Annotated in this window: 16 protein-coding genes; 10 read left to right on the top strand and 6 right to left on the bottom strand. The window is 69.1% G+C overall.

The window, feature by feature from the left end:
• Positions 1-1,410 carry a glutamate ligase domain-containing protein gene (locus MTBUT4_RS17690; RefSeq protein ID WP_173981027.1) on the top strand — a complete coding sequence of 470 codons (1,410 nt, stop codon included), beginning with the start codon at positions 1-3 and terminating at the stop codon, positions 1,408-1,410.
• Positions 1,411-1,499: 89 nt separating this feature from the next.
• Here MTBUT4_RS17690 and MTBUT4_RS17685 read toward each other — a convergent pair whose 3' ends face one another.
• A complete protein-coding gene (locus tag MTBUT4_RS17685) occupies positions 1,500-2,495 on the bottom strand; it encodes an ion transporter (protein ID WP_254434919.1) in 996 nt (331 codons plus the stop codon).
• 184 nt (positions 2,496-2,679) lie between these two features.
• On the opposite strand from MTBUT4_RS17685, the gene cobA reads away from it, so the two are divergent.
• Both cobA and MTBUT4_RS17675 read left to right on the top strand, forming a co-directional pair.
• The gene (cobA, locus tag MTBUT4_RS17680) at positions 2,680-3,459 is read left to right on the top strand and encodes a uroporphyrinogen-III C-methyltransferase (RefSeq protein ID WP_173981025.1); all 780 of its coding nucleotides are present in this window, start codon (positions 2,680-2,682) and stop codon (positions 3,457-3,459) included.
• The gene (locus MTBUT4_RS17675; RefSeq protein ID WP_173981024.1) at positions 3,459-4,229 is read left to right on the top strand and encodes a CbiX/SirB N-terminal domain-containing protein; all 771 of its coding nucleotides are present in this window, start codon (positions 3,459-3,461) and stop codon (positions 4,227-4,229) included. Before cobA ends, MTBUT4_RS17675 begins: the two co-directional genes overlap by 1 nt.
• Before the next feature lie 191 nt (positions 4,230-4,420).
• Here MTBUT4_RS17675 and MTBUT4_RS17670 read toward each other — a convergent pair whose 3' ends face one another.
• A complete protein-coding gene (locus MTBUT4_RS17670; RefSeq protein ID WP_217424203.1) occupies positions 4,421-5,002 on the bottom strand; it encodes a thioredoxin family protein in 582 nt (193 codons plus the stop codon).
• A gap of 21 nt (positions 5,003-5,023) precedes the next feature.
• Positions 5,024-5,470, bottom strand: a complete 447-nt coding sequence (locus tag MTBUT4_RS17665; protein WP_173981022.1) for a DsrE family protein — start codon at positions 5,468-5,470, stop codon at positions 5,024-5,026.
• 72 nt (positions 5,471-5,542) lie between these two features.
• Between MTBUT4_RS17665 and MTBUT4_RS17660 the strand changes: the two genes are divergently transcribed.
• Genes MTBUT4_RS17660 through MTBUT4_RS17650 form a run of 3 tightly spaced genes read left to right on the top strand, consistent with a single transcriptional unit; the run spans position 5,543 to position 9,022 of the window.
• Positions 5,543-7,111 carry a fused MFS/spermidine synthase gene (locus tag MTBUT4_RS17660; RefSeq protein WP_173981021.1) on the top strand — a complete coding sequence of 523 codons (1,569 nt, stop codon included), beginning with the start codon at positions 5,543-5,545 and terminating at the stop codon, positions 7,109-7,111.
• Positions 7,112-7,152: 41 nt separating this feature from the next.
• The gene (magA, locus tag MTBUT4_RS17655) at positions 7,153-8,436 is read left to right on the top strand and encodes an iron transporter MagA (RefSeq protein WP_173981020.1); all 1,284 of its coding nucleotides are present in this window, start codon (positions 7,153-7,155) and stop codon (positions 8,434-8,436) included.
• Entirely contained in the window at positions 8,426-9,022 is a 597-nt protein-coding gene (locus MTBUT4_RS17650; protein WP_173981019.1) for a ribonuclease HII, read from the top strand. Before magA ends, MTBUT4_RS17650 begins: the two co-directional genes overlap by 11 nt.
• Here MTBUT4_RS17650 and MTBUT4_RS17645 read toward each other — a convergent pair.
• The 3 genes from MTBUT4_RS17645 to MTBUT4_RS19850 form a co-directional block, all read right to left on the bottom strand.
• A complete protein-coding gene (locus tag MTBUT4_RS17645) occupies positions 9,017-9,373 on the bottom strand; it encodes a DUF86 domain-containing protein (protein WP_173981018.1) in 357 nt (118 codons plus the stop codon). The two genes, MTBUT4_RS17650 and MTBUT4_RS17645, sit on opposite strands and share 6 nt — an antisense overlap.
• Positions 9,360-9,665 carry a nucleotidyltransferase family protein gene (locus MTBUT4_RS17640; RefSeq protein WP_173981017.1) on the bottom strand — a complete coding sequence of 102 codons (306 nt, stop codon included), beginning with the start codon at positions 9,663-9,665 and terminating at the stop codon, positions 9,360-9,362. Before MTBUT4_RS17640 ends, MTBUT4_RS17645 begins: the two co-directional genes overlap by 14 nt.
• A 165-nt stretch (positions 9,666-9,830) precedes the next feature.
• Positions 9,831-11,075 carry a D-alanyl-D-alanine carboxypeptidase family protein gene (locus MTBUT4_RS19850; protein WP_173981016.1) on the bottom strand — a complete coding sequence of 415 codons (1,245 nt, stop codon included), beginning with the start codon at positions 11,073-11,075 and terminating at the stop codon, positions 9,831-9,833.
• A 229-nt stretch (positions 11,076-11,304) separates the two neighbouring features.
• Between MTBUT4_RS19850 and MTBUT4_RS17630 the strand changes: the two genes are divergently transcribed.
• From MTBUT4_RS17630 to clpA, 4 genes are all read left to right on the top strand, one after another.
• On the top strand, positions 11,305-11,961 hold the full coding sequence (locus MTBUT4_RS17630) for a hypothetical protein (RefSeq protein ID WP_254434918.1): 657 nt from the start codon (positions 11,305-11,307) through the stop codon (positions 11,959-11,961).
• A gap of 160 nt (positions 11,962-12,121) precedes the next feature.
• Positions 12,122-12,817: a phasin family protein gene (locus MTBUT4_RS17625; RefSeq protein WP_173981014.1), complete on the top strand. Its 696-nt coding sequence runs from the start codon at positions 12,122-12,124 to the stop codon at positions 12,815-12,817.
• Positions 12,818-13,038: 221 nt separating this feature from the next.
• Positions 13,039-13,371, top strand: a complete 333-nt coding sequence (gene clpS / locus MTBUT4_RS17620; RefSeq protein ID WP_173981013.1) for an ATP-dependent Clp protease adapter ClpS — start codon at positions 13,039-13,041, stop codon at positions 13,369-13,371.
• 20 nt (positions 13,372-13,391) lie between these two features.
• Entirely contained in the window at positions 13,392-15,683 is a 2,292-nt protein-coding gene (clpA, locus tag MTBUT4_RS17615) for an ATP-dependent Clp protease ATP-binding subunit ClpA (protein ID WP_173981012.1), read from the top strand.
• The last annotated feature ends 424 nt before the right edge of the window (positions 15,684-16,107 follow it).

Here is a 16,107-nt window from a genome sequence, read left to right as displayed (position 1 = left end):
ATGGAGCCAGACAGCCTCTATTTCTTCTGCGGCATCGGCGGCAGCGGCATGCTGCCGCTGGCGCTGATCGTGCAGCAGCGCGGCCACCGGGTGGCCGGCTCGGACCGGTCCCTCGATCAGGGCCGTACCGCGGCCAAGTTCGATTTCCTGCGCCGGCGCGGCATCGCCCTGTTTCCCCAGGACGGCAGCGGCGTCACCGGGGCCGGCACCGTGCTGGTGACCTCGGCGGCGGTCGAGGACACCGTGCCCGACGTCCAGGCCGCCCGCGCCCTGGGGGCCGCCATGACGACCCGGGCCGAGCTGCTGGCCCGCCTGTTCAACGCGGCGCCCGCCGGCATCGGCATCGCCGGCACCAGCGGCAAATCGACCACCACCGGCATGATCGGCTGGATCCTGCACCGGGCCGGCGCCGATCCGACGGTGATGAACGGCGCGGTGATGAACAACTTCGTCTCGGCCGATTTCCCCTTCGCCAGCGCCCTGGTGGGCGGCGGCGGCGCCTTCGTCGCCGAGGTCGACGAGAGCGACGGCTCCATCGCCCATTACCGCCCCAACGTGGCGGTGCTGAACAACGTCGCCCTCGACCACAAGTCGCTGGAGGAGCTGCGCCGGCTGTTCGGCGACTTCCTCGGCAGGGCGCGGCTGGCGGTGGTCAACCTGGACGATGCCGAGACCGCCCTGCTGGCCGCCCGGCTGCCCGCCGAGCGGCGCCTGACCTGGTCGCTGGCCGACCCGGCCGCCGACCTGCTGGGCGCCGACCTGGTCCCGGCCCGCGACGGCATCGCCTTCACCGTGCGCGACACGGGCGGCGCCGTGGTGCCGGTGCGCCTGCAGGTGCCCGGGCGGCACAACGTCGCCAACGCCCTGGCGGCGCTGGCGGCGGCGCGGGCGGCCGGGATCGGGCTGGCCGAGGCGGCCGCCGCCCTGGCCGGGTTCACCGGCATCCGCCGCCGGCTGGAGACGGTGGGCAGCGCCGCCGGCGTCACGGTGATCGACGACTTCGCCCACAACCCGGACAAGATCGCCGCCACCCTGGACACCCTGCACGAATTCCCCGGCCGCCTGCTGCTGCTGTTCCAGCCGCACGGCTTCGGACCGCTGAAGCTGATGCGGGACGGCTTCGTGGCGTGCCTGGCCGGGCGCATGGCGGCCGAGGACGTGCTGGTGATGCCCGACCCGGTCTATTTCGGCGGCACGGTGGATCGCAGCGTCGGCAGCGCCGACATCGTCTCGGCCATCGCCGCCGCCGGCCGCCGGGCCGAGCACCTGCCCGACCGCGCCGCCTGCGGGCAGCGCCTGCTCGCGCTCGCCCGCCCGGGCGACCGCGTGGTGGTCATGGGGGCGCGCGACGACACCCTGTCCACCTTCGCCGAGGATTTGCTGGCGCGGCTGGGGGATTGCGGGTCATAGGCGCCAAGACAGGTCTCATTCGGGCCGCATCCTTCGAGACGCCCCCCAGGGGGGGGCTCCTCAGGATGAGGCTACGGATGCGGAATGGCCTAGGGGGGTGCGTCCTGATCGATGGCCTCGCCGCAATGGGGGCAGGCGTGGGGGCGCCTGGCGGCCCGTTCCAGGATGGCGGCGGCATCCTCGTCCGACAGGCCCAGGGACAGGCGCACGTCGTCGAGCTGGCGGCGTTCGCTGCGGCTGATGGAGCCGTCCTCGAGGGCGCGTTCCACCGCCTCCCGGTATTCCTGGCGCCGCACCCGCATCTGCTCGGAAAAGCCCGAGGCCAGCACACCGGCGGGCAGGGCGATCATTCCCACCCCCAGCACCGCGGTGATGCCGCCCAGCACCCGCCCGAGCGGCGTCGCCGGCACCATGTCGCCATAACCCAGCGTGGTCAGCGTCACCACAGACCACCACATGGCGGTGGGGATGTCCTTGAAGACGTGCGGCTGGGCGCGGTGCTCGAACAGGTACATCAGGCTGGAGGTGAAGACCAGCACCACCAGCATCACGAACAGCACGGCCCCGATGGCCCGCGATTCCTGGCGCACCACCGCCGCCATCACCCCCATGGCCATGGAATAGCGGCCCAGCTTGAACACCCGCAGCACCCTGAGGACGCGGATGGCGCGCAGATCCATCTCGACGAACATGCCGAGATAGAACGGCAGCACCGCCAGCAGGTCGATGATCGCCATGGGCGAGATCATCCAGCGCAGCCGCCCCAGCACCGGGTGGTGGTAGCGCCGGTCCGGCAGTTCCACCGCCGTCCACAGGCGAAGCAGGTACTCGACCGAGAACACCGCCACCGAGAACAGGTCGAAGGCATGGAAGGCCGGCCCGTGGGCGATGGACAGCTCCTCGATGGATTCCAGCACCACCGCCACGACGTTGAGCACGATCATGGCGATCAGGAACCAGTTGATGGCCCGCACCAGGGCATCCTCGTGGCCCTCGCCGCCGAGGGCGTGGTGCACGAACCGGCGCGCCGAAAGCCGGCGGCGGTGGCTGTGGCGGTGCGAGGTCTGCGGCTGGGCAGCGGTCACGACGGGCCCCGGATGGCAAGGATGGCGCGAAGGTAGCGCCCGGCCGCGCCCAAGGAAAGGGGGGCGTCGCGGCGGCACGGCAAATCCTCTGGTATCACCGTCGCCAACTTCCATATATTAGGCGGCCGTGATACGGCAGGCGCCCGCCAGACGGCGCCGCCGCGGGGAGCAAGGAGACACGAGGATGCCGCAGGGCAAGGTGTATCTGGTGGGGGCGGGGCCGGGCGATCCCGACCTGCTGACGGTCAAGGCGGCGCGACTGATCGCCAATGCCGAGGTGGTGGTGTTCGACCGCCTGGTCAGTCCCGAGATCCTGGCCCTGGTGCCGCCCGGCACCACCCGCATCTATGCCGGCAAGCAGCTGGCCCACCATCACCTGGTCCAGGACGAGATCAACGAGCTGCTGGTCGGCCTGGGCCGCTCGGGCCGCAATGTGGTCCGCCTCAAGGGCGGCGACCCCTTCGTCTTCGGCCGCGGCTCGGAGGAGGCCGAGGTGCTGGCCCGCGCCGGCATCGCCTTCGAGGTGGTGCCCGGCATCAGCTCGGCCTCGGGCTGCGCCACCTATGCCGGCATCCCGCTCACCCATCGCGGCCTGTCGCAGGGGGTGCGGCTGCTGCCCGGCCATTTCCGCGACGGCAAGACGCTGGACTACGACTGGGCCAGGCTGGCCGACCCGGAATGCACCCTGGTCATCTACATGGGGCTGACCAACCTGTCGCACATCGCCGCCGAGCTGATGGGAGCCGGGCTGCCCGCCGACATGCCGGCGGCGGCGGTGGAGAACGGCACCACCCCGCGCCAGCGCCGGGTGCTGGGCACCCTGGCCACCCTGCCCGAGCTGGCGGCGGCGGTGGAGCTGAAGGCGCCGACCCTGATCATCGTCGGCAAGGTGGTGTCGCTGGCCGGCCAGCTCGACTGGTTCTGCCACGAGCACGACGGCGCCGCCGCCGAGGCCGCGCTCTGATGGCGGCCGGGCGGCAGGCCGCGATCGTCCTGGTCGGGCACGGCTCGGCCCGCCATCCCGACAGTGCCGCCCCCGTCCTCGCCTTGGCCGAGGCGCTGCGGGCGCGCGGCCCGTGGACCGAGGTGCGCGCCGCCTTCATGAAGCAGGAGCCGGGGCTGGAGCACGCTTTGGACGGCCTGGAGGCCGCCGAGGTGGTGGTGGTGCCGGTCTTCGCCGGCCAGGGCTATTACACCGACACCCTGATCCCCCGGGCCATGGGGCTGGACGGCGCCGTCACCCGCCGGCCGGGGCGCCTCATCCGTTACACCGCCGCGGCCGGCGGCCATCCCCGCATCCCCGGGGTGATGGCCTGCCGCGCCTCGGGCACCGCGACGGCGGCCGGCATGGACCCGGCCGCCACCCGCCTGCTGCTGATCGCCCACGGCTCGTCGCGGCCGGGCGGCTCGGGCGCCACCCCGCGCGCCATCGCCGAAGCCATCGCCGCCATGAACCATTTCGCCGAGGTGGCGCTGGCCTTCCTCGAGCAGGAGCCGCTGGCCACCGGCTGGCGCGACCTGGTCGCCCCCGGCGCCGTGGTGGTGCTGCCGCTGCTGGTGGCCCAGGGCATGCACGCCAGCCAGGACATCCCGCCGCTGTTCGGCCTGACCGCCGGCCAGACCGGCCCGGTCACCGTCGATGGCCGCCGGGTGGTCCTGTCCGCCGGCCTGGGCGCCGAGCCCGAACTGGTGGAGATCGTCGCCGGCATGGTGACCGGCGCGCTGGCGGGGTGACCCCCATCGGCGCCAACCGAAGCCCCCTCCCCTCGTGCGCAGCGCGGGGGGAGGTCGGGAGGGGGGCCGGAGGAGCGCAGCGACGAGGGATGCATCCGCCGGCTGCGCCGTCGGCCCCCACCCCGACCCTCCCCCGGCAAGCCGGGGGAGGGAGCGTTATATAAGCGCCTATGGGGACGTTCGCTCCCCCGCTACTGCGCCGCCGCCGACTTCTCCAGGATGTAGCGCTGGAATTCCTGGCCCTTGGCGTAGCGCTTCTCCCACACGTACTCGAACATGGCGAGGAAGTGGAAGTTGCGGAAATAGCCGGGCATGCGCGCCACCTCGGCCTCCTCGCCCTTCTTGCCCTTGATCTCGGCCAGGGTCTCGGGGAAGAACTGGACGGTGGGGGTGAAGTTGACCCGGTACTTGCGCGCCAGCTCCTTCTCGGACATCACCTGCCCGTCGAAGTCGGTGACCTCGCGGTCGCCCCACAGATTGAGCTGAATGACCGCGAAATGGTCCTTCACGTAGGCGCGGATCTTGTCGTCGGCCAGGTTGACGGTGTGGACGTCGCGGCAATAGGGGCAGCCCTTCTGCTCCCAGATGATGGCGAGGCGCTTCTTGGCCTTGGTGGCGTCGGCCAGGTCCTCCTTGAGGTCGAGGAAGCTGTTGACGAACCACGGCTGCTTGTGCAGCCCGTCATCGCCCAGCTTGGCCTGGTACTTCTCGGCCGCGGCGGCCGGCAGCGCCGCCAGCAGCAGCGCGGCGAGGGCCAGAACGAATCGCTTCATGACCATCCTCCCTGTGATTTCTTATGGGGTGATATAGTGCCACCCCGTCATCTTGCGTTCGATGATTTCCGGAATGCCGGCGGTGACCACGGTGACGCCGGGCAGCAGGTCCTTCTCGGTCTTGCCGATGGTCTTCAGGGTGTTGCCGCAGGCGACGAATTCGACCTCGTAATCCTTCAGCGAGGCCACCCGCTCGGCCACCGGCGAGGACTCCTTCAGCAGCGCCCGCACGCCGGCGGCATAGGCGATGATCGCCACCTTGGCGTTGTCCTGGCCGTAGAAGTCGAGCACGTTGACCGCGTTGTAGAGCACGTTGTTGACGTGCCGGGGCTCGTCCGAGGTGAGCTGCAGCATCACCTTCCTGGGATTGTCCCAGCCGGGCTTGGGATCGGCGATCCTGGTATCGCCGGCCCGGGCGGGAAGCGCGGCGGCAAGGGCGATGGCGAGAACGGCAAACAGCACGCGCATGGCAGCACCCATCGTGTATGATGCCGCGATGATATAATCTTCCGGTTCACCCTGCTTCTGCTTTTTTGCCCCATGGACAGCCCCGCCCCTCCCTCGCGCATGCTCCAGGCCGGCTACGGCGCCGCCCTGTTCCTGGTCTCGGCCGCCGCCCTGGTGGTGGAGATCGTCGCCGGCCGCCTGATCGCGCCCTATGTGGGCATGAGCCTTTATACCTGGACCGCCATCATCTCGGTGGTGCTGGCCGGGCTGACCATCGGCCACTGGATCGGCGGCCGCCAGGCCGAGGCCGCCGCCGACCCCGCCTCGGCCCGCTTCCGCCTGGCCCTGGTGCTGGCCCTGGCGGCGCTGTCGACCCTGGCGGTGCTGCCGCTGATCCGGCTGGCGGCCAAGCCGCTGCTGGAGGGCGGGCTGCATCCGGTGGCGGCCATCGTCACCCTGGCGACGCTGCTGTTCCTGCCGCCCTCGCTGTTCGCCGGGGTGGTGTCGCCGGTGCTGACCAAGCTGGCGGTGGATTCCGACCGTCCCCATGCCGGGCGGGTGATCGGGCGGATGTACGCCCTGGGCGCCGCCGGCAGCATCCTCGGCACCCTGTCGGCCGGCTACCTGTTCATCTCGTGGATCGGCTCGACCGGCACCATCCTGATCGTGACCGCCATCTACGGCCTGCTCGCCGTGCTGTTCGCGGTCGGGTGCCGCCGCCGGCTGATCGCCGTCGCGGTGGCGGTCAATGCCGGAGCCGGCCTGCTGGTCCTGGCCGGCCGCCCGGTCGAGGCGTTCCGCACCCCCTGCACCGTCGAGAGCGATTACTACTGCCTGCGGGTCGCCGATTTCCGCCCCCAGAGCGGGCGCGAAAGCGCGGTGCTGGTGCTCGACCACCTCGGCCACGGCATGAACGACGCCGCCGAGCCCAGGCTGCTCTATTCCTCGTACCTGCAATTCGCCGACGAGCTGGCGCGGCGGCGCTTCGGCCGCGACGCGCTGTCGGCCTACTTCATCGGCGGCGGCGCCTTCACCCTGCCGCGCGCCTGGTCCGAGCGCTTCGGGCGCCCCCACCTGCACGTCGCCGAGATCGACCCGGCGGTGACCCGCATCGCCCGCGACCGGCTGTGGCTGAAGCCCGAGGCCAACGGCCTGGTGGTCGACCACCGCGACGCACGGGTGGCGCTGCAATCGCTGCCGCGCCAGCCCCAGTTCGACGTGGTGTTCGGCGACGCCTTCCACGACATCGGCATCCCGCCCCATCTGGTCACCGCCGAGTTCCACGCCGAGATCGCCGCCCGCCTGAAGCCCGGCGGCTTCTACGCCATCAACGTCATCGAGGCGCGCCACGACCCGAAATTCCTGTTCGCCCTGCTCAAGACCCTGTGGCGCGACTTCGCCGCCGTCGAGGTCTGGGTGGACGGCGACGAGATGAGCCAGGGCGAGCGGGTGACCTATCTGGTGGTCGCCTCGGACCGCCCCACCGAGGTGGCGCTGGTGCGGGCGTCGGACTTCCTGGACCGCCACTGGCTGCGCCTCCGGGACGATCAGGTGCGCGCCCGGGTGGGCGAGGCCGGGGTGCCGGTGCTGACCGACGACTTCTCGCCGGTCGACCGCCTGATGGCGCACGTGTTGCTGGCGCCCGAGGTGGGCGAGCGGTGAGCCGCCACATTCCCGCCACCTCTTTCGGCTAAAGCCCGCCCATGGACCTGCACCACCCCGAACTCACCTCCGCCGCCCTGGTGGCCCTGGCCGCCCTGGTCTGCGGCGTGATCATGAGCCGCCTGAAGCAGCCCGCCATCGTCGGCTACATCCTGGCCGGCGTGGTGCTGGGACCGGCCGGCTTCGGCCTGGTGAACAACCGCGACGCCATCGCCACCCTGGCCGAGTTCGGCGTGCTGATGCTGCTGTTCGTGGTCGGCATCGAGCTGGATCTCAGGCGCTTCCTCCAGGGCTGGCGGGTGGCGCTGGTGGTCACCGTGCTGCAGATCGCCGGCTCGGTGGGGGCGGCGCTGCTGTTCCGCCAGCTGCTGGGCTGGAGCTTCGGCCTGGCCATGGTGCTGGGCTTCGCGGTGGCGGTCTCGTCCACCGCCGTGGTCATCAAGATGCTGGAGAGCTCTGGCGACCTGGACAAGCCGGTGGGCCGCACCATCGTCGGCATCCTGATCGCCCAGGACATGGCGGTGGTGCCCATGATGCTGTTCCTGGGCAGCCTCGAGAAGAAGGGCATCCTGCCCATCGACGTCGCCCGGGTGGTGTTCTCGGTGGCCTTCCTGGCCGCCCTGTTCTGGCTGCTGGTCAAGGGCAAGCTGAAGGTGCCGGTGACCGAGCGGCTGGCCAAATCGACCGAGCTGGGGCCGCTGATGGCGCTGGCCTGGTGCTTCGGCGCCGCCGCCCTGTCGGGCCTGATGGACCTGTCGCCGGCCTACGGCGCCTTCCTGGCCGGGGTGGTGATCGGCAACTCGACCCAGCGCGAGACCATCCTGAAAAGCGCCGAGCCGGTGCAGGCGGTGCTGCTGATGGTGTTCTTCCTGTCCATCGGGCTGCTGCTGGATTTCCGCTTCATCTGGAAGCATCTGGGCCAGGTGCTGCTGCTGCTGCTGATGGTCACCCTGTTCAAGACCATCCTCAACGTCGCCGCGCTGCGGCTGCTGCGCCAGGACTGGACCTCGGCCTTCTTCGCCGGCGCCGCCTTGGCCCAGATCGGCGAATTCTCGTTCCTGCTGGCCGAGATCGGCAAGGCGGCCAAGCTCATCACCACCACCGAGACCAAGCTGGTGGTGGCGGTCACCGTGCTGTCGCTGGTGCTGTCGCCGTTCTGGCTGTTCACCATGCGCCGCCTGCACCGGGTCGCCGAGGACGGCGCCACCACCCTGCGCGGCCTGCTGGGTGCCGTCTATGGCCGCGAGGCGGGGGCGGTGGCGCGGCTGCTGGCCGCCCCGCGCAAGCTGCTGCCGCCCAGGAGACGAGCCGCCGATGCCTCCTGACCTCGCCTTCGAGACCCGGCTGGGCGGCGTGGTCTGCGGCATCGACGAGGTCGGGCGCGGCCCGCTGGCCGGACCGGTGGTGGCCGCCGCGGTGATCCTGGATTCCGCCACCGCGCCCGAGGGGCTGGACGATTCCAAGAAGCTGAGCGCCCGGCGGCGCGACGCGCTGGCCGAACGGGTGCTGGCCCGCTGCGCCGTCGGCCTGGGCCAGGCCAGCGTCGCCGAGATCGACGCCACCGATATCCTGAAGGCCACCTTCCTGGCCATGGCGCGGGCGCTGGCCGCCCTCGGCCGTCCGGTGGACCACGCCTTGGTGGACGGCAACCGCCCGCCGCCGCTGTCCTGCCCGGTCACCTGCGTGGTCGGCGGCGACGGCAAGTCGCTGTCCATCGCCGCCGCCTCGGTGGTGGCCAAGGTCCACCGCGACCGGCTGATGGCCGAGCTGGCGCGGGACTTCCCCGGCTATGGCTGGGAGCGCAACGCCGGCTACGGCACCGCCGAACACCTGGACGCCCTGCGCCGGCTCGGCCCGACCCCCCACCACCGGCGAAGCTTCGCCCCGGTGGCGCAGTTGTGTTTGCTATGACGGGTCGCGCCGCTCCGCGCCGATGAGAAGTTCGGTGACCTGGGCAAGCAGCCGGGGTGCCGCGTCGGCGACCGTCGTCCACAGGATGTCGTGATCGACGTCGAAATAGGCGTGCACGAGGCGATTGCGCATGCCGATGATCGCCGCCCAGGGCACATCCGGATGGTCGGCACGGGCCTCCGGACTTATTTTGGCGGCCGCCTCGCCAACCACCTGGATCGCATGCAGCAGGGCGAAGGTGAGCATCTCGTCGCCATCGAGATCCTCCCGGCACCGCCCCGAGGCAAAGCGGACAACCGCGTTCAGCGGATCGGCGATGTGGCGGAGACGGACGAGGTCATCGGGCCTCATACTGGACCTCCGCCGCCCCCACCACGTCGTCGCGGAAATAGCGGCTGAGGTCCTGAGGCGTGCGCAAATCGACCTTTCGCCCCCCCAGCAAGGGCGACAGTTCGATCTCGATCTCGGCCATGGTCAGCAGGCTCGGCCTGGCGGCGGGCTCGAATTCCACCAACAGATCGACGTCGCTGTCGGGGCTGGCCGTTCCCTTCAGCGCCGACCCGAACAGCGCCAGCCGCCGGATGAGGTGGCGGCGGCACAGATCGGCCAAGGCGGCATGGTCGGAGAAGACCCGGGTGGACATCGCAAGGCTCGTCTGGGTGGGAAACCGCAGTCGATGCCAGAATGGGCGGAAACCATCGGTCAATCAAGCGCAGGCGCGTTCTCACGCGCGGGCAAGCGCAGGCGCGTTCTCACGCGCGGGCAAGCGCAGGCGCGTTCTCACGCGCGGGCAAGCGCAGGCGCGTTCTCACGCGCTGGGCTGGACCACCTTGCAGTCCTTCTTGGCCTTGGCCAGGCGCTTGCAGGCGGCGAGGGCCTGGTCCTCGGTGAAGCCCGACAGGCGGGCGCGGTAGAGCGCCTTCTTGCCCGATCCCGCCTTATCGACGTCGATGGTGGCGCGGCTGACCAGGCCGCCCAGCTTCTTGGCCGCCGCGCTGGCCGCCTTGTGCGCCGGCTTGTAGGCCGAGAAGGCGCCCACCTGCACCGACCACGAATCCGGCTCGGCATCGCCGGCGCCGCGGGATTCGTCGTCCTGCGGACGGGCGGCGGCCATCACCACCTTGCCCTTGCGGTCCTGCGGCCCGGTCTTGGCCGAGGCGATCAGGCGGTCGAGGTCCTGGCGGTCCTCCTCCTCCACCTGGGCCGAGCGGATGTCGATGCCGCCCTTCAGGCGGGCGAAGCCCTTGTCCAGGTTTTGCGCCATCTGGCGGTCGCGCCAGCCGGCGGTGTCGCCGCCGAACACCACACCGACGATGCGCCTGCCGTCGCGCTTGGCCGAGGCGATGAGGTTGAAGCCCGAGGCGTTGATGTAGCCGGTCTTGATGCCGTCGGCGCCCTTGTAGCGCAGCATCAGGCGGTTGTGAGTGCTGATGGGCTGGCCCCGCCACTTGAACTGGCGGGTCGAGAAATAGTGGTAATGCTCGCCGTGGTCGCGGATCAGGGCGCGGCCCAGCCGGGCCTGGTCGCGCGGGGTCGAGATCTGGCCGGAATCGGGCAGGCCCGAGGCGTTGCGATAGGTGGTGGAACTCATGCCGAGCTGGCGCGCCTTGCGCGTCATCATCTCGGCGAACTCGTCCTCGCTGCCGCCCAGCGCCTCGGCCACCACCACGGCGACGTCGTTGGCCGACTTGGTGACCAGCGCCAGCACCGCGTCCTCGACCGCGATGCGGTCGCCCGGGCGCAGCGCCAGCTTGGACGGGGCCTGGGCGGCGGCGTGGGACGACACCGGCAGCATGGTGCGCAGGGACACCTTCCTGCTTTCGAGGGCGTCGAACAGCAGGTACAGCGTCATCACCTTGGTGAGGGAGGCCGGATAGGACTGGCGGTCGGGATTGACGGCGTGCAGCACGTCGCCGCTGTCGAAATCGACGACGATGGCGGCGTAGCGGCTTTCGCGCGGGGCCGCCTCGGCGGCCGGCGCGAATCCGGCGGCGGCGGCCGCGCAAACGAGAAGAGTAAGGACGAATCCAGCGAGGCCCCGGGTCGCGCGCACGTTCTCGACCTTCCGTTCGTTAGCCGACTTCGATTAGAGTAGCCACGCACGATAAAGAAATTGCAAAAGCGTGTCCAGTTTGCGCAGGCCCGTGGGCTGTGATTTTTCGGGGGCAGGCAGCGCTCGTGCGGGGTTCCAGAATATCCCGGCGGGCGGCGCGAAGGAGCCGGCGCGAATCCCTATGCCCGATGGAGCATGATCGATGTCCATGTCCCTATGGTTCTCGCGTATGACTGCAGTTGTGCTCGCCTTTTCGGCGCTGGCCGGATGCACATACCGGGGTGGCGACATCGGCGACCCGGCCGTCCGCAAGTTTCATTGGTATTCCTACCTGGAAGGCGAGGATATCCGCGCCAATTGCCAGGCCGGCACCCCCGACCGCTTCCGCGTGGTCTACACCGGACTCTATGACCAGCAGCTTAGGATGTACGAAGTTGATTCCCTCAGGCGGGTTCTGTCGGTGAAGGTGGTGGAACCGGGCGGCATGGGGCGGCTGTCCTTCGACGACCCGATGGCGCCGTCGCGGGCCCGCGAGGAGCGGGTGCAGCTGAACGAGGCCAGCTATCACGGGCTGGTCGCCGCCTTCGCCGCCAGCGGCGTGTTCGCGCCGCCGCCGGTGGGCCTGGAACTGCCGTCGCGGTCCTATCACTGGACCGCCGCCACCTGCCGGGGCGGGCGCTACGGCTTCACCGCCTGGAAGCACCCGTCGCCGGCCTTCGCCGCCATCACCTTCGACAAGGTCCTGTTCGGCCTGGACTTCACCGGAATCCCGGTGGCGGCGGCAGGGCCGGTGCCGTTCGATCCGCAACTGGAGGATCGGGCGAAGCGGCTGGAAACCACCACCTTCACCCTGAAGGTCGGCGAAAACGGCCTGGGCGGCTGGTAAGGGGGGACAGCATTACGCCTTTGTTGCACTGCACAAAGTCGTATTGACTCCGGGTCGGCATCTGCCTCATTATGCCTATGCTGCGCTGCAACATAGGCCCATGGGGGCGTATGAGGCGCTCCATTCCGACCGACGACAGAATCCAAGGAGTGCGTTCCCGATGACTACCGCGAAAGTGAAGGCCACCGCTTCGGCCGCCACCGCTTCGGCCGCCGCCGCGACCCCCGCCGCCGCGACCCCCACCGCCGCGACCCCCGCCGCCGCGACCCCCACCGCCGCGACTCGCGCCGCCGCCGCTCCGCTGGCCGCCACCGACGCCGCCAAGCACATCGAGCAGGCCGTGACCGCCGGCAAGGAAACCATCGAGCAGGCGGTGACCGTCAGCAAGGAGGCCGTCGAGCAGGTGGTCAAGGTGTCCCAGGACGTCGCCTCGAAGGGCTACGAAAAGGCCGTGGCCCTGACCAAGGACCAGGTCGAGAGCGCCGTGAAGGCGCAGACCCAGGCGTTCAAGTCCTACGAGGACGGCGTCGCCTCGGCCAAGGAGACCATGGATGCCGTGGTCAAGGCCGGCCAGGTGCTGACCAAGGGCCTGCAGGACATCGGCAAGACCGTCATCGGCCTGACCCAGGAGAGCATCGAGGAGAGCATGGCCGTCTCGAAGCAGCTGCTGGGCGCCAAGACCCTGCGCGAGCTGGTCGATCTGCAGACCTCGCTGGCCAAGGCCCAGATGGACCGCATGGTCACCGAGGGCACCCGCCTGACCGACATGTCGGTCAAGCTGGCCGAGGAGGCCCTGGCCCCGATCAACGCCCGCGTCAACGCCACCGTCGACAATTTCGTCAAGTCGGCGGCCTGACCGTATCCGACAAAAGTCGGCCCCCATGGCCCGGCGGAGGAATCCGCCGGGCCATTTGGCGTTTCGGGGGCGACGGGGTCCTTCCTCCGGGCCGTTTGGCATTGGCTGGACGATCTTTTTTCGGGCTCGACCATCGATCCCGCACGAGGCCCTTTTCGACAGGCGCTTCCGCCCAATATTATAGGCGTGTACCAGGGCCGAAACCCTTGCATGCGGATACCATGAGCGACCAACGAGACGACCGGCACAACGACGACGGCAACCAGACCGGCGTGGTCATCAAGACCAGGCCGAAGACGAAAAAGCCGTCCATGTACAAGGTGCTGATGCTGAACGACGACTACACCCCGATGGAGTTCGTCGTCCACGTGCTCGAACGGTTCTTCTCGAAATCCCGCGAGGAGGCGACGCGCATCATGCTGCACGTCCATACCCGCGGCGTCGGAATCTGCGGCGTGTACACATACGAGGTGGCGGAGACCAAGGTCACCCAGGTCATGGACCTGGCCCGGCAGAACCAGCATCCGCTGCAGTGCACCATCGAAAAGGATTAGCCCCGGAAGGAAGCCGCCCCATGCTGTCGCGTAACCTGGAGCAAAGCCTGCACCGAGCCCTGGCTTATGCCTCCGAACGCCGCCACGAATACGCGACGTTGGAACACCTGCTGCTGGCGTTGACCGAGGACCAGGATGCGGTCGCCGTTCTGCGGGCCTGCAACGTCGATCTCGACAAGCTGCGCCACGATCTGACCGAATTCGTCGACGGCTCGCTCGGTGACCTGGTCAATGCGCGCGGCGTCGAACCCAAGCCCACCGCCGGCTTCCAGCGGGTGGTCCAGCGCGCCGCCATCCACGTCCAGAGCTCGGGCCGCGAGGAGGTGACGGGCGCCAACGTCATCGTCGCCCTGTTCTCCGAGCGCGAGAGCCACGCCGTCTATTTCCTGCAACTGCAGGAGATGACCCGGCTGGATGCCGTCAACTACATCAGCCATGGCGTCGCCAAGGCCCCCGGCCGCAGCCAGAGCCGGCCGGTCCATGGCGCCGACGAGGAAGCACAGCCGGAGAAGGTGGTGAAGAAGGGCCAGGACGCGCTCAACGCCTATTGTGTCAACCTCAACAAGAAGGCGCTGCAGGGCAAGATCGACCCGCTGATCGGCCGCGAGCCCGAGATCGAGCGCACCATCCAGATCCTGTGCCGGCGGTCCAAGAACAACCCGCTTTACGTCGGCGACCCCGGCGTCGGCAAGACCGCCATCGCCGAAGGGCTGGCGCGGCGCATCGTCAAGGGCGAGGTCCCCGACGTCCTGAAGGGCGCCACCATCTTCTCGCTCGACATGGGCACCCTGCTGGCCGGCACCCGCTATCGCGGCGATTTCGAGGAGCGGCTGAAGGCGGTGGTGAACGAGCTGGAGAATTACGAGGGCGCCATCCTGTTCATCGACGAGATCCACACGGTGATCGGCGCCGGCGCCACCTCGGGCGGCTCCATGGACGCTTCGAACCTCTTGAAGCCGGCGCTGGCCTCGGGCTCGCTGCGCTGCATCGGCTCGACCACCTACAAGGAATTCCGCAACCACTTCGAGAAGGACCGCGCCCTGGTGCGGCGCTTCCAGAAGATCGACGTCAACGAGCCGTCGGTCGAGGATTCCATCAAGATTCTCAACGGCCTCAAGCCCTATTACGAAAGCCACCACCGGGTCCGCTACACCCCCGACGCCATCAAGGCCTCGGTCGAGCTGGCGGCCAAGTACATCACCGACCGCAAGCTGCCCGACAAGGCCATCGACGTCATCGACGAGGTCGGCGCGGCGCGCATGCTGCTGCCCGAATCCAAGCGCAGGAAGACGGTGACGGTGAAGGACGTCGAGGAGATCGTCGCCAAGATCGCCCGCATCCCCCCCAAGACCGTGTCGCTCAACGACATGGAGGCACTGAAGAACCTCGAGCGCGACCTCAAGACCCTGGTGTTCGGCCAGGACCGCGCCATCGAGGCGCTGGCCGGCGCCATCAAGCTGGCCCGGGCCGGCCTGCGCGAGCCCGAGAAGCCCATCGGCTGCTACCTGTTCTCGGGTCCCACCGGCGTCGGCAAGACCGAGGTGGCGCGCCAGCTCGCCCGCATCATGGGGATCGAGCTGACCCGCTTCGACATGTCGGAATACATGGAGCGGCACTCGGTGTCGCGCCTGATCGGCGCCCCGCCCGGCTATGTCGGCTTCGACCAGGGCGGCCTGCTCACCGACGCCATCGACCAGCATCCCCATTGCGTGCTGCTGCTGGACGAAATCGAAAAGGCCCATCCCGACCTCTTCAACATCCTGCTGCAGGTGATGGATCACGGCCGCCTGACCGACCACAACGGCAAGAACGTCGACTTCCGCAACGTCATCCTGATCATGACCACCAATGCCGGCGCCGCCGACATGGCGCGGCCGGCCATCGGCTTCGAGCGCGAAATGCGCGAGGGCGACGACCAGGAGGCGATCCAGCGCATGTTCACGCCGGAATTCCGCAACCGCCTGGACGCCACCATCGCCTTCGCCGGGCTGTCGCAGGAAATCGTCGCCCAGGTGGTGGACAAGTTCGTCATGCAGCTGGAGACCCAGCTGGGCGACCGCGACGTCGCCATCGAACTGACCGAGGCCGCCCGCGCCTGGCTGGCCAAGCGCGGCTACGACCGCCAGTTCGGCGCCCGCCCGCTGTCCCGCGTCATCCAGGAGCACATCAAGAAGCCGCTGGCCGAGGAACTGCTGTTCGGCAAGCTGGCCAAGGGCGGCATCGTCAAGGTCGATGTCGCCGACAACAAGCTGGTGTTCGACATCGTCGAAGGCCCGGGCAAGGACGAGAAGGTGGCGGAGCTGGTGGACTGAGCGGCCGCCACTCCGGAATCTTGACATCGCTCCGTCATCGGTGGATAATGGGCACGTAGAAAAGACGGAGGGTATGGGCAGTCGCCCGCAGTCAGTCTCTAGTGAACCGGCACCTCGTCAAGCTTCACCCGAAGCCGCGAAACCGGTCAGGAGGATGCAGACGGCATGACGCCGCCGGGTTACAGTAAGGATGCCGCCTAATATGGCATCTGCGACTTTAACATCACTGACTCTCTACTGTCGGCCCTGAGCCGAATACATGGGCCGCGCGGCCCGAACCCAAAACCCCGCGATGAGCGCTGATCCGCCCGCGGGGTTTGGTGTGTCTGGGGACCGTGGTAATCCTGTCTCGTCAGAACCGCCGGGGGAATAACCACAGAGACACAGAGAAGGATGTTTTTTTCCTCTGTGCCTTCTTCGTGCC

It is taken from the genome of Magnetospirillum sp. UT-4 (genome assembly GCF_902729435.1).
Taxonomy (GTDB): domain Bacteria; phylum Pseudomonadota; class Alphaproteobacteria; order Rhodospirillales; family Magnetospirillaceae; genus Magnetospirillum.
The sequence above is the reverse complement of the archived record's forward strand: the minus strand, read 5'-3'. Positions and strand labels throughout refer to the sequence as shown.

Excerpts from the sequence above, each read along its gene's own strand:
- cobA (WP_173981025.1), top strand. The coding sequence starts at position 2,680 with ATGCCGCAGGGCAAGGTGTATCTGGTGGGGGCGGGGCCGGGCGATCCC.
- MTBUT4_RS17640 (WP_173981017.1), bottom strand. The coding sequence starts at position 9,665 with ATGTCCACCCGGGTCTTCTCCGACCATGCCGCCTTGGCCGATCTGTGC.
- magA (WP_173981020.1), top strand. The coding sequence starts at position 7,153 with ATGGACCTGCACCACCCCGAACTCACCTCCGCCGCCCTGGTGGCCCTG.
- MTBUT4_RS17690 (WP_173981027.1), top strand. The coding sequence starts at position 1 with ATGGAGCCAGACAGCCTCTATTTCTTCTGCGGCATCGGCGGCAGCGGC.
- MTBUT4_RS17665 (WP_173981022.1), bottom strand. The coding sequence starts at position 5,470 with ATGCGCGTGCTGTTTGCCGTTCTCGCCATCGCCCTTGCCGCCGCGCTT.
- clpS (WP_173981013.1), top strand. The coding sequence starts at position 13,039 with ATGAGCGACCAACGAGACGACCGGCACAACGACGACGGCAACCAGACC.
- MTBUT4_RS17630 (WP_254434918.1), top strand. The coding sequence starts at position 11,305 with ATGACTGCAGTTGTGCTCGCCTTTTCGGCGCTGGCCGGATGCACATAC.
- MTBUT4_RS17660 (WP_173981021.1), top strand. The coding sequence starts at position 5,543 with ATGGACAGCCCCGCCCCTCCCTCGCGCATGCTCCAGGCCGGCTACGGC.
- MTBUT4_RS17670 (WP_217424203.1), bottom strand. The coding sequence starts at position 5,002 with ATGAAGCGATTCGTTCTGGCCCTCGCCGCGCTGCTGCTGGCGGCGCTG.
- MTBUT4_RS17625 (WP_173981014.1), top strand. The coding sequence starts at position 12,122 with ATGACTACCGCGAAAGTGAAGGCCACCGCTTCGGCCGCCACCGCTTCG.
- MTBUT4_RS17675 (WP_173981024.1), top strand. The coding sequence starts at position 3,459 with ATGGCGGCCGGGCGGCAGGCCGCGATCGTCCTGGTCGGGCACGGCTCG.
- MTBUT4_RS17650 (WP_173981019.1), top strand. The coding sequence starts at position 8,426 with ATGCCTCCTGACCTCGCCTTCGAGACCCGGCTGGGCGGCGTGGTCTGC.
- MTBUT4_RS17645 (WP_173981018.1), bottom strand. The coding sequence starts at position 9,373 with ATGAGGCCCGATGACCTCGTCCGTCTCCGCCACATCGCCGATCCGCTG.
- clpA (WP_173981012.1), top strand. The coding sequence starts at position 13,392 with ATGCTGTCGCGTAACCTGGAGCAAAGCCTGCACCGAGCCCTGGCTTAT.